This window comes from Nocardioides sp. Root240, from assembly GCF_001428825.1.
GTDB lineage: Bacteria > Actinomycetota > Actinomycetes > Propionibacteriales > Nocardioidaceae > Nocardioides.
Genome location: NZ_LMIT01000015.1, coordinates 44,215 through 58,751, shown reverse-complemented (window position 1 = coordinate 58,751; position 14,537 = coordinate 44,215). Strand labels below are relative to the sequence as shown.

13 protein-coding genes and 1 pseudogene are annotated in these 14,537 nt (G+C 69.6%); 7 read left to right on the top strand and 7 right to left on the bottom strand.

Annotated features, from left to right (window positions below; all coding sequences use genetic code 11):
- Window position 1 precedes the first annotated feature (1 nt).
- Complete coding sequence (locus ASE20_RS21330) at window positions 2–706, top strand: hypothetical protein (RefSeq protein WP_082612755.1); 705 nt, start codon at window positions 2–4, stop codon at window positions 704–706.
- A 13-nt stretch (window positions 707–719) separates the two neighbouring features.
- On the opposite strand, the gene ASE20_RS21325 is transcribed toward ASE20_RS21330, so the two are convergent.
- Together ASE20_RS21325 and ASE20_RS21320 are read right to left on the bottom strand one after the other, a co-directional pair.
- Window positions 720–1,841: an acyl-CoA dehydrogenase family protein gene (locus tag ASE20_RS21325; protein WP_056896599.1), complete on the bottom strand. Its 1,122-nt coding sequence runs from the start codon at window positions 1,839–1,841 to the stop codon at window positions 720–722.
- An 89-nt stretch (window positions 1,842–1,930) separates the two neighbouring features.
- On the bottom strand, window positions 1,931–3,424 hold the full coding sequence (locus tag ASE20_RS21320) for a carotenoid oxygenase family protein (protein ID WP_056896598.1): 1,494 nt from the start codon (window positions 3,422–3,424) through the stop codon (window positions 1,931–1,933).
- A 219-nt stretch (window positions 3,425–3,643) separates the two neighbouring features.
- Here ASE20_RS21320 and ASE20_RS25730 point away from each other — a divergent pair.
- The 5 genes and pseudogenes from ASE20_RS25730 to ASE20_RS21300 form a co-directional block, all read left to right on the top strand.
- Window positions 3,644–4,048, top strand: a pseudogene (locus ASE20_RS25730) (ABC transporter ATP-binding protein); the annotation flags it as partial.
- Between the two features lies 1 nt (window position 4,049).
- Window positions 4,050–4,563: AAA family ATPase (locus ASE20_RS25725; RefSeq protein ID WP_414858382.1), on the top strand; the 514-nt coding region annotated here is incomplete at its 5' end.
- Window positions 4,564–4,569: 6 nt separating this feature from the next.
- Window positions 4,570–5,316 (top strand): hypothetical protein, encoded by a 747-nt coding sequence (locus ASE20_RS21310; RefSeq protein ID WP_056896597.1) that lies wholly within the window; start codon window positions 4,570–4,572, stop codon window positions 5,314–5,316.
- On the top strand, window positions 5,309–6,046 hold the full coding sequence (locus ASE20_RS21305; protein WP_056896596.1) for a hypothetical protein: 738 nt from the start codon (window positions 5,309–5,311) through the stop codon (window positions 6,044–6,046). The genes ASE20_RS21310 and ASE20_RS21305 overlap by 8 nt, the downstream gene beginning before the upstream one ends.
- On the top strand, window positions 6,043–7,617 hold the full coding sequence (locus tag ASE20_RS21300) for a phytoene desaturase family protein (RefSeq protein ID WP_056896595.1): 1,575 nt from the start codon (window positions 6,043–6,045) through the stop codon (window positions 7,615–7,617). The genes ASE20_RS21305 and ASE20_RS21300 overlap by 4 nt, the downstream gene beginning before the upstream one ends.
- Before the next feature lie 7 nt (window positions 7,618–7,624).
- On the opposite strand, the gene ASE20_RS21295 is transcribed toward ASE20_RS21300, so the two are convergent.
- From ASE20_RS21295 to ASE20_RS21275, 5 genes are all read right to left on the bottom strand, one after another.
- Entirely contained in the window at window positions 7,625–8,236 is a 612-nt protein-coding gene (locus ASE20_RS21295) for a TetR/AcrR family transcriptional regulator (protein WP_056896594.1), read from the bottom strand.
- Window positions 8,237–8,241: 5 nt separating this feature from the next.
- A complete protein-coding gene (locus tag ASE20_RS21290; RefSeq protein ID WP_056896593.1) occupies window positions 8,242–9,414 on the bottom strand; it encodes a phosphotransferase in 1,173 nt (390 codons plus the stop codon).
- 508 nt (window positions 9,415–9,922) lie between these two features.
- Window positions 9,923–11,863, bottom strand: a complete 1,941-nt coding sequence (locus ASE20_RS21285) for a flavin-containing monooxygenase (RefSeq protein ID WP_056896592.1) — start codon at window positions 11,861–11,863, stop codon at window positions 9,923–9,925.
- 143 nt (window positions 11,864–12,006) lie between these two features.
- Complete coding sequence (locus ASE20_RS21280; protein ID WP_056896591.1) at window positions 12,007–12,774, bottom strand: crotonase/enoyl-CoA hydratase family protein; 768 nt, start codon at window positions 12,772–12,774, stop codon at window positions 12,007–12,009.
- On the bottom strand, window positions 12,771–13,538 hold the full coding sequence (locus tag ASE20_RS21275; protein WP_056896590.1) for an SDR family NAD(P)-dependent oxidoreductase: 768 nt from the start codon (window positions 13,536–13,538) through the stop codon (window positions 12,771–12,773). The genes ASE20_RS21280 and ASE20_RS21275 overlap by 4 nt, the downstream gene beginning before the upstream one ends.
- Window positions 13,539–13,637: 99 nt before the next feature.
- On the opposite strand from ASE20_RS21275, the gene ASE20_RS21270 reads away from it, so the two are divergent.
- Window positions 13,638–14,402, top strand: a complete 765-nt coding sequence (locus ASE20_RS21270) for an enoyl-CoA hydratase/isomerase family protein (RefSeq protein WP_056896589.1) — start codon at window positions 13,638–13,640, stop codon at window positions 14,400–14,402.
- The last annotated feature ends 135 nt before the right edge of the window (window positions 14,403–14,537 follow it).

Sequence of the window (14,537 nt, the reverse complement as noted above, 5' to 3'; positions counted from 1 at the left end):
CGTGGAAGCACGCGTTCAACGAGTCCTGATCTGGTCGGGACCGCTCATGATGGTGATGTGGGTGGGCGCCTTCATGGCGCTCGCCGGCTACCTCCCGCCGTCCGACCCCCTGGACAGCGCGCAGGCCATCGCCACCACGTACGACGACCACGCGGTCGCCATCAAGCTGGGCATGGTCGTCTCCATGGCCGGTTCCGCCCTGCTGGTCCCCTTCGGCGTGGCCCTGTCCGGCCAGCTCAAGCGGATCGACGGCGCGAAGGCGCTCGCCGACACGCAGATGGTGTCCTGCGCGCTGCTCTCGCTGGAGTTCATCACGCCGATCGGCGTGTGGATGGCGGCGGCGTACCGCTCCGACGACCGGCCGGTCGACGTCACCCGTGCGATCCACGACCTCGGCTGGATCCTCTTCATGACGGTGATCTGGTCATTGTGGGTCCAGCTGGTCGCGGTCGGAGTCGGCGCGCTGCTCGACCGTGGGCCGACCCCGGTCCTGCCGCGCTGGTACGCCTATCTCTCGTTGTGGGAGTCGTTCATGATCCTGCCCGCCGGACTGGTCCTGTTCTTCAAGGACGGCCCGTTCGCCTGGAACGGGCTGTTCGGGATCTGGGTGCCCCTGGTGACCTTCGCGACCTGGATCCTGGCCACCGTGCTGTGCGTGCACCGCGCGCTCGACCGCCAGATCGCCGAGGGCTCCCAGCCGGGCTGAGGGACAGGTTGCGTCAGTACGATCGGGGCAGTCCCAGCGCCCGCTCCGCCACGAAGTTGAGGATCATCTCCTTCGAGACCGGCCCCATGTTCAGCATCCGCACGATCCAGAAGAACCCCGCGAGGTGCGTATCCACGGCCACGCCGTGGCCGCCGTGCACGGCGATCGCGGCGTCGAGCGCCTCGAGCCCGGCCTCGGCACCCAGGAACTTCGCATGGTTCGCGAGGTCGCCGAGGTCGCTGCCGGCGTCGTACAACCGGCAGGCCCGGTCGGTCATCTCGACCGCGGCGGCGAGCCGGATGTGCGCCGTGGCGAGCGGGTGCGCCACCGCCTGGTGCGCGCCGATGGGCGTCCCCCACACCTGGCGGTCCCGCGCGTACGACGCAGCGCGGGCGAGCGCGTAGCGCCCCAACCCGGTGCAGATGGAGCTGGCCAGGATGCGCTCGGTGTTCATGCCGGTGAAGGCGACCGCGAGGCCACGTCCCTCCTCGCCGACCAGGTTCGCCGCGGGCACGCGGACGTCGTCGAAGCGGACGACGGAGCTGCGCTCCGGCTGGTTCATCACCGTGCGGATCGGCTCGAACGACAGGCCGGGAGCGTCGGCGTCGACGACCAGCACGGACAACCGGCCGCGGCCGGTGCGCTCATCGGTTCCGGTGCGCGCCACCACGACCACCTTCGATGCGTTCTCGACGCCGGTGATGTAGTGCTTCTGGCCGTTCAGCACCCACGAGTCGCCGTCGCGGGCCGCGCTCGTCGCGATGCGATGGGCGTTGCAGCCCGCCTCGGGCTCGGTGATCGCGAAGGACCAGCGCTCGCGCCCGGACGCGATCGCGGGCAGCCACCGCTGCTTCTGCTCCTCGGTCGCGCTGCGCTCGAGGATCGTCCCGGTCACACCGGGTGAGAACAGGATCGTCATGACCGGTACGCCGGCCATCGCGGTCTCCTCGACCACGATCGCCAGCTCACGCAGCCCGGCGCCCCCGCCTCCGTGCCGCTCGGGGAGGTGGACGCCCAGGTAGCCGGCGTCGCCCAGCGCGTGCCACAGCTCGGCACCGTTGCCACCCGTGTCGACCTGCTCCTGGAACCAGCCGGGCCCGAAGGGAGCGGTGATGCGGCGAACGGCGTCGCGCAGTGCCTGGTCGGCATCCCGGTCCGGGGTGGAGTCCGGCGGCGCCTCCCGCTCCCGGGGAGGCGCCGCCGGCGTCGTACCCGCTGGGGGGATCAGCGGAAGTCCATCCAGTGGCCGTGCGGCGTCCAGCCCATCTGGAACGGCAGCTCGATGCGGCAGATCGGCCCGGCGCTCACGTCGTCGGTGTCGAAGATCTGGTACTCACCGCGCTTGTCGGCCCACCAGGACACCGGGACGATGATGTAGCCGTCGCCCTCGGGCGAGTCGATCTTGCGGGGCGCGAAGGTGGCCTCGAGCACCGCAGCCGGCTCGTTGTCGCGGATCTGGTAGGTCGACTCCGACAGCGTCTTCATGTTGGTGACGGTGAGGTTGTTCATCTTCATGCCGCCCTTCTTGACGACGCCGCCGACCGAGTAGCCCCACTCGTAGCCCTTGCCGTAGAAGCGCTCGTCGACCTTCGGCAGCTCGGAGGGACGGTCGGAGAGCTGCTCGGACCGCGCCGCGCCGGTCTTCAGGTTGATGGTCCAGCGGCCCAGGTTGCTGCGGGCGATCGAGAAGAAGAGCGCGATGTCGTCGCCCTCCTTGAAGTCCTGGTCGAACGGGAACGGCGGGCGGTTGAAGATCGGGCCGTCGAGCTGCAGCTCGTCGCCGACCACGTTGGCCGACATCGTGTGCATGATGTACTCGGCCGGCAGGTCGGTCCTGATCCAGCGGATCTCGCCGTGCAGGTCGCCGCGTGGGATGAGCGCGATGACGATGGGCAGCTCGGGGTCCCACTCCCAGATGCCGCGCTCCTTCTCGAAGCGCTTCTTGTCGACGAGGAACGGCTGGAAGGGCATCACGACCCACTCCGGCGTCAGCCAGATGTCGTGCGCGACCGTGTTGTACGGCGCGTCCCACAGCTCGCGGGTGTCGACGGTGCCGTCGGGGTTGACGTAGTGCATGACGACGTACGGCGCCTCGTCGCTGTAGGTCCAGCCGTAGAGGACGCCGGTGTCCGGGTCCCACTTCGGGTGGGCCGAGAAGGTCGCGTCGCCGTAGGCGGCCGGCGTGTGCAGGCCGGAGCTCAGCTTCGGCGACCACGGGACGATGCCGCGGGTCTCGAGCGTGATCGGGTCGATCGCGATCGGCGGGCCACCCTGCTCGCTCGAGGCGAGCATCTCGCCCTGGAACGGGAAGATGTTGATGTTGGAGACGCCGCGGGAGATGCCCTGGTTGCCGATGTCGCGCTTGACCTCGCCGTAGGCCGTGTCGCGCCAGTCGCCGTAGCCGCCGTCCTCCCACTCGAAGATGCTCTGCCGTCGCGCGGCCTCGGCGACGTACTTGGGCGTGCGCACCCAGCGGTTCTTGAAGTTCGCGACGCCGTCCTCGAAGGTGATGGCCTGGACCATCCCGTCCATGCTGAGCAGCGGGTTGGTGCCCTGCTTGGTGGGACGCTTCCAGGTCGGCCCGACGCGGTAGAAGCCGCCGGCCAGGTCCTTCGGGATCTCGCCGTGCGTGACGATGCACTCGTCAACCGTGGCCTCGAACCGCATGGGCTGGAAGGGCCCGCGCAGTGAGTTCTCGGTCGGGAGGTCGTAGCTCATCGTTGCTCCTCGTTTCGCCTCAAGCATCCGCCTCGGACGACGGTCCGTCCATCGGCGCGACATTCTGAACTTGCTCGTCTCAATTTATAGACCGAACCAGCGCCGGTCAAGGACCCACGGGCTCTCGCGACGTCCACGAAAGGCGCTCCCCTGTTGACGTGACGCGGCTCACGAGGTTTATTTAGACTGCAAGGATCATAAATACCACGGGGAGTCACCATGGGCGTCGAGATCAAGATCGACCACCTCACCAAGAGCTTCGGGAAGCACCTCATCTGGGGCGACGTCTCGCTGACGCTTCCCGCCGGGGAGATCTCGGTGATGCTCGGTCCGTCGGGCACGGGCAAGTCGGTGCTGCTCAAGACCCTCATCGGCCTGCTCAAGCCGGATGCCGGATCGGTCATCATCGAGGGCACCGACATCGCCGCCTGTCGCAAGGCCGAGCTGTTCGAGATCCGCAAGCTCTTCGGCGTGCTGTTCCAGGACGGCGCGATGTTCGGCTCGATGAACCTCTACGACAACGTCGCCTTCCCGCTGCGCGAGCACACCAGCAAGGGCGAGACCGAGATCCGCGGCATCGTGATGGAGAAGATGGAGCTGGTCGGCCTCACGGGCGCCGAGCTCNGGCCGGCCTGGCCCGCGCGCTCGTGCTCGACCCCGAGATCCTGCTGATCGACGAGCCGGACTCGGGCCTGGACCCGGTGCGCACCTCGTTCATCAACCAGCTCTTCGTCGACCTCAACGCCCAGATCGACGCGACCTTCCTGATCGTCACCCACGACATCCACACGGCTCGCACGGTGCCGGACAACATCGGCCTGCTCTACCACCGGCACCTGGCGATGTTCGGGCCCCGCGAGATGCTGCTGTCGTCGGAGGAGCCCGTGGTCCGCCAGTTCCTGAACGCCCAGAAGGTAGGCCCGATCGGCATGTCGGAGGAGAAGGACGCCGACGAGCTCGCCGCGGAGAAGGACCTGAGCCTCGCGGCGCTGCCGCCGATCGCTCCGCAGCTCCTTCCGTCGAGCGGCATCCCCCGCAAGGGCCAGCGCCAGCCCGGTGCCTGGTGCCGCGAGCACGGCGTGACGCCGCCGCCCGGCTCCTTCTCCGAGACCCTCTCCCCCGCCGCGATCGGGGTCTGAGCTGCCGTGCAGGGCTACGACCCGCAGGTGACGCTCGCCGCCATCACGGACAACGCCGTCCCGATCGTCGTCATCGGCGGCATCTCGATCGTCGCCATGTGGGTGTTCTTCGTGGAGGCGGCCCGGATGAGCCGGCGCGACCGCGTCGCGCCGATGGCACTGTGGATGACGGTGCTCTGGTGGCCGCACGACGGCAACTACCTGCTGCGCTTCGACGACTGGTTCTCGACGTACGACCACTGGTTCATGCAGCTGTTCTGGTTCGCCATCATCGTCACCTTCGTCTCGGAGACGATCTACGTCGTCCAGACCATCCGCTACGGCCGTGACGAGCTCTCGCCCGGACAGTCCCAGGGGATGCACACGCTGCGCATCCTCGGTGCACTGGCCGCGGGCGTGATCAGCTGGTCACTGCTCAAGGGCTCGCTCGAGGACCCGCTGTTCCTGCTGTCCTTCATGGGCACGCTGCTGTGGGGCCTGCCGTCGTCGATGGCGCTGCTGACCCGCCGCCGCTCCGCCGTGGGCCAGTCGCTGCTCGAGTGGCAGGCCTACTGCGTGATGACCTTCTGCTACTCGATCGCCTCGATCGGCTTCTTCGAGGACGACTTCTTCCACTCCTGGCAGTACGTCGGGATCTGTGCCGCTGCGTGCACCTGGAGCGTCGCCGTCGTCGTACAGCTGCGCGCCGCCGGCGCCGTCCGCAGCTCCTGGACCCCCGTCCGTGCTCCCGGGGAGGTGCCCGCCCATGTATGACCCCGCCACCATCCTCGGGGCCATCGACGACCACACGTGGCCGATCATGATCGGCTTCACCCTCGCCATGGTGCTGCAGAACGTCGCGATGGTGACCGCCGTCGTGATGACCCGGCGCGAAGGCTGGATCTCGATCCCGCTCCCCTGCACCTTCCTGTGGTTCGCGCACGACCTGGGCGTCGTCGTCCGCTTCGACACCTGGTTCCACACCTACGACCACTGGTTCCTCAAGCTGTTCTGGGTCGGCCTGGTCACCGCCTTCCTGCTCGAGCTGGTCTTCATGGCGCAGGCGCTGCGGGTCGGCCGCAAGGAGTACCTGCCGAACGGGACGCAGCAGCAGTGGGCGGCCCTGCTCTTCGGAGGGGCGGCGCTCTTCGTCCTCGCGTGGGAGTACCAGAAGACGATCTGGGACGACCCGCTCTACCAGGCCCTGGCGGCGACGACGCTCTACGCGCTGCCCATGGCCGTCGTACCGCTGGTGCTGCGCCGGCGCTCGGCGATCTCGCAGTCGCCAGTCATCTACGCCTGCTTCGCCGCCATGGTGCCGCTGTGGTGGGGCGTCACGGCCGGCGCGTACGGCGACGCCTTCCGCACCTGGCAGTACCTCGGCTCGGGTGTCGTCGCCTTCACCTGCCTGACCGCGGTCGCGGTGTGGATCCACCGGCTGCGGTCGACCGGCGAGGTCAACGAGCCGCGCCTCGACGAGGTCGCCGCGCTGGCTGCCCGATGAGCACCTACGACTACGTCGTCGTCGGCGCCGGCCACAACGGCCTGTCCGCCGGCGCCACCCTCGCCACGGCGGATCGCTCGGTCTGCGTGGTCGAGCAGCTCGCCATCCCCGGCGGCCTGTCGGCGAGCCACGCCTACCTGCCCGAGGCGCCCGAGCACCTGCTGAGCCTGGGTGCGATGGACGACATGTTCATGGCCCAGACGCCACTGGCCCGGGAGCTCGGACTCGCCCGGCACGGCTACGCGACCATCCCGCTCGACCATCCCTACGGCTGGATCGACGAGGACGGCGAGACCCTGCTGCTGTGGCGCGACATCCGTCGCGCGATCGAGGAGATCAAGCACTTCTCGCGGGCCGACGCCCGCACCTACGCCGACCTGCAGGGCCCGATCAACTGGGTGATGGACCTCGTCGACAAGCTCTTCGTCCAGCACCCGTCCGCGTGGGGCAAGCGCGACTTCGCCCGCTACCTGCTGCGCCACCGGCCCGACCGGGCCACCCGTCGGCTGCTCGGCGGACTGGCCACACTCAACGCCTTCGAGTGGATCTCCGAGACCTTCGAGTCCGACGCGATGCGCGGGCTGTGGGCCTACTGGTCGAGCATGATCGGCCCCTCCGACGCGATCGGCAGCGGCGCCTACGTCCTCGGCTTCGCCGGCGTCCACCGCGGCCCGGGTGTCCTGCGTCCCCGGGGCGGCATGTCCGGTCTGGTCCGGGCGATGCAGGGCGTGCTCGAGGAGCACGGCGGCGAGCTGCGGCTGAGCTCGCCGGTCGCGGAGATCCTCGTCGAGGGCGGCCGGGCGATCGGCGTACGGCTGGCGGACGGGGCGGCGCTGAAGGCGCGGTACGGCGTGCTGTCGAACCTCGCCCCGCAGGTCACCTTCGGCCCGCTGCTCGCCCCCGAGCACCTGTCGCGCGCCGAGCACAACCGGGTCGCGATGGTGCCGTCGAACTCGATCAACGTCGCGGCCTTCAAGATCGACGTCGCGACGGGCGGACGGGTCGGCTTCCCCGCCGCAGAGCTGCGCCGCTCGAAGCGCGACGACGCCGACGTCCGCAAGGCCACCCTGATGACCGGCACCCTCGAGGACCACATCGCGCAGATGCGGGCCATGAAGGTCGGCCTCAACACCGAGGATCCCCCGGTCTACATGGCGATCCTCTCCGCGGTGGACCCGACGATCGCACCCGACGGCGGCGACGTGCTCTACCTCAACTCGAACGTTCCGCTCCGCCCCGACGGCGGCTGGGAGACCTCGAAGGACGCGATCACCGACGCGGTCTGGAAGTCCGCGCAGCGCTTCCTCGGCGGCACGGACACCGAGATCGGCCGGGTGGTCTCGAGCCCTGCCGACTTCGAGTCCCGCTTCGCCGCACCCGCCGGCGCCTTCTTCCACGTCGACATGCTGGTCAACCGGCTCGGGCCCTCGCGGCCTGCACGGGGCTTCGGCGGCTACGACACCCCTGTCCCCGGGCTCTACCTCGCCGGCGCGGCCGCCCATCCCAGCGGTGGGGTCACCGGGTGGCCGGGGCGGCTGGCCGCCCAGCACGCGCTCCGGCAGGAGCGCTGAGGCCCGGTCAGGGGTCCAGCTGGGCGAGGAAGCCCGCCAGCACGAACTTCGTGACGGCATCGGTGAGCCGGTCCGGGTCGCGGTTGGGGCTGTCCGCGGCGAACATCAGGTCGGCGAACGTCGCCACCGACAGGATCAGGCCCATCGACAGCGAGACCGCCATCTCCGCGTCGTCACCGCCCTCCCCTCCCAGGGCCGCGGCGAAGCGCCGTACGGCCTGGCCGTGGGTGCCGTCGGTGGCGATCTCGCGCGGCCCTCCGTCCCGCTGGGCGAGGGCCCACGCGACGAGCAGGCCCTGGTGCTCGCGGACGAAGGCGAGCAGCTGGACCACGAAGACGCGGACCTTCTCCTCCAGCCCGGGCGGGTCGTCCTGCTCCTCCCACTCACCGAGGAAGCCGTCGACGAACTCCCGCGCCGGGCCGATGATCGACTGCTCGAAGAGGCCGGCCTTCGAGCCGAAGTAGCGATAGACGAGGGTCTCGGAGACCTCGGCCCGCACAGCCACCTCGGCGAGGCTGGCGTCGTGGTAGCCGCGCTCGCTGAACACCGTGCGCGCGTGCGCGAGGACGGCGGCGCGCGCCTCGCCGCGACGGTGGGGACGACGCCGGATCTCTGCCACGGGTCCTAGATTCCCAGAGCGCCGAAGCAGTCCAGGTCGTCGATGGCCGTCGCAATCCGCTCGATGATCGCGAGGCTGATCTCGTCGGGCTGCATCTTCGGCTGGTACCAGGCGCGACCGATGGTGAACGTCCAGGCCGACAGGGGGTAGAACATGCTCTGCCGGTAGCGGAGCAGCGCCTCGTCGATGTCGGGCGCGACGCCGCCGGCGAGCGCCAGCTGCTCCAGGTAGTGCTCGAGGAGCTCGTGCTCCCAGGCGCGACGGTCCTCTGGGCGGCACGCCGAGGAGATGAAGTACGCGACGTCGTAGGACCAGCCTCCACGCATGACCGCCTGCCAGTCGGTGATGCCCATGGCCCCGTCGGCCGTGACGTAGGTCTGGCCGGCGTGCGAGTCGCCGTGCAGCAGGGTGGGCGTCATCTCGTCGGTGCAGACGCGCAGTCCCTTCTGGGTGCCGGCCCACAGCCGGTCCGCCTCACCGACCAGCGACCGGGGGATGACCGCGGCGGCACGTTCCATGCCGACCTTGCATCGGGCCTCGAAGTCGAGCATGCCGGCGACGTTGTCGTAGTGGTCCGTCGGGGTCTTGAGGACCTTGAGCTCGGGCGAGTCCCACCATGCCCCGTGGTAGCCCGCCATGTTGCGGAGCACGTCCTCGACCTGCGTGCGGCTCAGCGGAGCCGTGGGCTGGACGAAGGTGGCACCCTTCGAGGCGTCGATGTCCTCCAGCACGATGATGCTGCGCCATGACCTCTCGTCGACCGCACCCCAGTACCCCTTCGGCGCCTCCATGGCGATGCTCGGGCGGAACGTCATGAAGAAGTGGGTCTCCCCCGCCAGCACGTCGGCCCCGCCGAGCAGCAGTCGCTGGGTGAAGCTGGCCGTCGACTTCGTGAAGAGCTCGGTCGGCAGGCCGGCAGCCGTGCCGGCGGCGTTGTACTCCACGCGCAGGGCCGCCCGCTCCGACGTACCGCTCGAGCCGCCGGGGCTGTGCCACGCCACCACCTCGGCGCCGGGCACGCCACGGCACAGCACCGCGGTCAGCCACTCGGGCGTCAGCGTGACGCCGTTGGAGGGCACGTCGCTCGCCACGCGCGGCGTGACGGGACGGATCTTCTCGGCGACGACGTGGGCCCCGACGGTCGCAGCGCGGCCGGCGAGCCAGAGCAACTTCTGCATGGAGAAAGTTTAGGCATGCTCAACTATCTTTGTGAAGTAGATCATCTCAAAAAGATCGGACAGCAGGGCGCCGCTGGATGCCTCCAGGGCTGCGGTGTCGTGGGCGGCGGGGTTCCCAGGGGGCAGCAACGGGGAGTCGGGTGGGGGTCGGGTCCGGCGGCCGGGCTGCGGCCGGCTTGGGAGTGGTGGCGCGTGGCGACCCCCTCGAGTGGGCAAGAACCGCACGTTTTCGGGCAAATTCTTTGCGGTCTGTGACCAAACGGCACCCCTCCCAGGCCAGCAAGAGCCACTNGGCGGCCGCGTCAGCGGCGGCGCGGACGAAGTCCGCGCCGACAACCGCGCCGCCCATCCGACCAACAGGATCCAGCAGCACGAGCAGTCCCAGAAGCAGGGCCAGGGGATTCGAGGCTCAACCACCGGAGCACCTCGACCACCGCGGCAAGTCCCGAAAAATGAGCTTGCGCCCGGACCTCCCCCAGAAGTCCAGGCGCAAGCCGTCAGGCGATGGCTACGACGACGCGTCCGCCACCCTCGTCTCGTGGTAGTCGGCGACGTCGAGCTCGCGCATCCGTCCCCAGGAGTCGAGGTAGGTCCACGGGCTGCTCACGACGATCCGGCCGGCCTCGTTCCGGTACCAGGTGGTCATGCCGGGGTGGGACCAGATGCACTTGTCGAGCTCGGCGTCGAGCTCCTTGTTGTAGGCCCAGAAGACGTCCTCGTCGACCTCGAGACTGCTCACCTCGCCCGAGGCCAGGCGGGCGATCCCCTGCATGATGTAGCGGACCTGGAACTCGCACGCCAGGATCGCGCTGCCGCCGTGGCCGGCGTTGGTGTTCGGGCCGTTGAGGATGAACATGTTCGGGAAGTCCGGCACCGTCACGCCGAGGTAGGCGCGGGCGTCGTGGTCGCCCCACTGCTCGGCGAGGCTCCTGCCCGAGACGCCACGGATCTCCATGGGCCACAGGAACTGCAGCGCCTTGAAGCCGGTCGCCCACACGAGGATGTCTGCCTCGTGCAGCTCGCCGTCAGCGGTGACGACACCCTCGGGCGCGATCCGCTGCACGTCGGTCGTGACCAGCTCCACGTCGTCGCGCTGGACGGTGCGGAACCAGCCGTTGTCGAGGAGCGGGCGCTTGCCGTACGGCGGGTACTCGGGGATGCAGGCGTCATACAGGTCGGTCCGGTCGCCGAGCTGGTCCTTGATGTACTTGGTCAGGAAGACGCGGTGCCGCTCGTTGGCCTCGTTGATCGAGAGATCCGGCTTGGTCCACTCCGGGTCGATCCGCAGCGACGAGTGCAGGCGGTCGCTGAAGTTCCAGAAGGCGCGCAGCCGGTACCACCGGGTGTAGAGCGGCAGCCGGTCCATCAGGTAGAGCACGCCCTCGGGGACGTCGCGGTGGTAATTCGGGTGCGGGACCGCCCACTGCTTGGAGCGCTGGAAGACGACGACCTTCTTCGCGACGCCGGCGATCGAGGGCACCAGCTGCATCGCGCTGGCGCCGGTGCCGATCACGGCGACCGTCTTGCCGGCGTACTCGACCTCGGGGTCCCACTCGGCGGTGTGCATGATCGGGCCGGCGAAGGAGTCCGCACCCGCGATGTCCGGGATCGAGGGGCGGTTGACCATGCCGACCCCGGTGGCGAGCACCGGAGCGGTGTACGTCGCGCCCACACCGGCACCGTCGACGACCTCGAGCCGCCAGGTGGTCGTCGTGGTGTCGAAGTCGGCGCTCCGGACCTCCTGGCCGAACACGATGTGCTCACGGATGCCGTAGCTGTCGACGAGGCGGGAGAGGTACTGGTGCACCTCGGGGCGCTTCGCGAAGAAGCGGCTCCACGCGCCGTTCGGCTCGAACGAGAAGGAGTAGAGGTGGCTCGGGGTGTCCACGCCGCAACCGGGGTAGACGTTCTCCCACCAGGTGCCGCCGATCTCGTGGTTCTTCTCGATGATCGTGAACGGGACGCCGGCACCCTTGAGCTTGATAGCGAGCGCGATGCCGGAGAGGCCGGCGCCGATGATCAGGACCTCGAAGCCCTCGGGCAAGGGGTGCGGGACGTCGATGTCGCGCGAGAGGACGCCGAGCTCCTCGGCGAGCAGCTCGCCGTACTCCTCCGGGATCTCCTCGACCAGCGCGACCCCGAGCATGCGGGTGACCTGGTCGGGCGTCAGCGGGCGCTCGGCGATCAGACCGGACTCGGCGTCCAGGATCGCGCGCAGCGCGGCGGAACGGATCTCGGCCTGGACGTCCTCGGGCAGCGAGCCCGAGTCGTTGTCGTCGAGCACGGGACCGCGCTGGGGTCGGTACTTCCCCGACAGCCACTTGTCGTCGCCTGTCAGGTGTGCCAGCACGAGCAGCAGGGTGGGGATGTTCGCGTCCTCGAGGGCCGCCGCCAGGCGGTCGCGGTCCGGGGCCGAACCGTCCTCGACTCGGTTGATCAGCTGGGTCACGTGATTCCCCTTCTGGAAAATCTTATTGAACGTCTATGTCTCAATAATACCTCCCGGAGGCTGCATTTCGTCAACAGCGCGCCTCAAAAACGGACAGTGGCCGGCCACACCCGCGACCGACCACTGCCTTGACACGACTCGTCTCAGGCGCCGCTCCAGACGGGCGTCCGCTTCTCCACGAAGGCGCGGGCACCCTCTGCGGCGTCCGCGGACGATCGAACCGGGTCGGTGTGGGCCGCCTGTCGGTCGAAGCCCTCGTCGAGCGTCCAGTCGGCGGACTCCACCACGATCCTCTTCGCCGCGCGGACGGCGAGCGGCGCGTTGGCGTTGATGGCCGCGGCCAGCTCGCGGGCCACCACGAGCGCCTCCCCGTCGGGCGCCACACGGTTGACCAGGCCCCACTCCTTCGCCTGGCCGGCGGTCAGCGGCTCGCCGGTCATGATCAGCTCCAGCGCGACCGCCTGCGGGATCCGCCGCGGGAGGCGCAGCACGCCGCCGGCGGCGGCCACCAGGCCGCGCTTGACCTCGGGCAGGCCGAGTCGCGAGCTCTCCGTCGCCACCACGAGGTCGCAGGCGAGCGCGATCTCCAGCCCGCCACCGAGGGCGTTGCCCTCGATCGCGGCGATGAGCGGCTTGTCGCACGGGCGCCGGACGATGCCGAAGGCACCGCGACGCTCGTGGATCGGGCGCTCCTTGGTGGCGGCGAACGCCTTGAGGTCCATGCCGGCACAGAACGTCGTACCGGCACCGGTCAGGATCGCCACCGCGACGTCGCCGCGCTCGTCGACCTCGTCGAGGGCCTCGGCGATCGCCAGGGCCGTGGGCAGGTCGATCGCGTTGCGGACCTCGGGCCGGTTCAACGTGATCGTCGCGATCCCGTCGTCGACCTCGAGCAGGACGGCGTCGCTCATCGCGGCGACATCCGGATCGCGCCGTCGAGACGGATGGTCTCGCCGTTGAGCATGCCGTTGTCGATGATGCTCAGCGCGAGCTTGGCGTACTCGTCGGGCTGACCGAGGCGGCTCGGGTGCGGGACGATCTTGGCGAGCGAGTCGCGCACGTCGTCGCTGAGGCGGTTGAGCAGCGGGGTGTCGAAGGTGCCGGGCGCGATGGTGCAGACGCGGATCTGCTTCCCGGCGAGGTCGCGCGCGGCGACGATCGTCATGCCCACGATGCCGGCCTTGGCCGAGGCGTAGGGGATCTGGCCGATCTGGCCCTCGAACGCCGCGACCGACGAGGTGAGGATGCAGACGCCGCGGTCGCCGTCGACGGGCTCGTTCTTCGCCATCCGGGCGGCGGCGAGGCGCAGCACGTTGAAGCTGCCGATCAGGTTGATGCCGACGACCTCGGAGTAGAGCTCGATGTCGCCCGGCGTACCGTCGCGGTTGACCAGGCGGACGGCGCCACCGCGACCCGCGCAGTGCACGACGGCTCGCAACGGGGCGGCCTCCTCGGCAGCGTCGTAGGCCTCGTTCATGGCGTCGGCGTCCCGGACGTCGGCCGGCGCGAAGACCACCCGGTCACCGAGCGACTCGGCGACGTCCTTGCCGTCGGAGGACGAGAGGTCGGCGATGACGATGCGCTCGGCACCGGCTTCGAGGAGCCGCTTCACCGTGGCGAGCCCGAGACCGGACGCACCCCCGGTGACGACGGCCGAAGATCCAACGAGGTCCATCTGGACACACCTTTCCTTTTTGAGTCCTGTTGTCTCTAATATAAGGACGCGAGGACCCACGGGTCAACGACGACCACCCAGCGACGACGGAGGCCACCCATGGAGTCGACCGACCACCTGCTCTGCCAGCGCCAGGACGGCTATGCCGTGGTGACGCTGAACCGGCCGGAGCGCTACAACGCGCTCAACCACGCCCTCGTCGCCGACCTGCGCGAGCTGATGGCGAAGCTCGACGCGGAGGCCGACGTCCGCGCGATCGTGCTCACCGGCACCGGCAAGGCGTTCTGCGCCGGGGCCGACCTCAACGCCGGGCCGAGCGACGTCGAGGACGTCATCCGCCGGCTCTACATCCCCCTCGTCGAGCAGCTCGCCGCGATGGACACCCCCGTGATCGCGGCCGTCAACGGCCCCGCCGCCGGTGCTGGCTTCTCCCTCGCCCTCAACGCCGACTTCCGGCTCGCGTCGACGAAGGCGTCGTTCAGCATGTCGTTCGTGAAGGTCGGGCTGGTCCCCGACGCCGGCGCCACCTGGCTGCTCCCCCGCATCGTCGGCGCCACCCGGGCCACCGAGATCGCCCTCCTCGGCCGCAAGGTGACCGCCGAGCAGGCGCTCGCCTGGAACCTCGTCAACGAGCTGATCCCGTCCGAGGACCTGCTCTGGCGCGCCACCGCCCTCGCCGCCGAGATCGCCGCCCTGTCGGCCTCGGTCGGCCCGATCCGGCAGCTGCTGCGCGCCGGCCAGTCCGTCGACCTCCCCACGCAACTGGACGCCGAGGCGGTCGCCCAGGGGCGCGCCCAGCAGCACCCGCACTACGAGGAGGCCAAGCAGGCCTTCGTGGAGAAGCGGGCGCCGCGCTTCTGGTGATCGGCCCGACGGGAGTTTCACCGGCCGGCCGGTGAAACTCCCGTGCTTGGACGAGGAAACTCACGCTGGGACGAGGAAGTTTCGTCGTCCAGGCGTGAGTTTCGTCGTCCCAGCACGCGCCGCGTCGGACCTGCC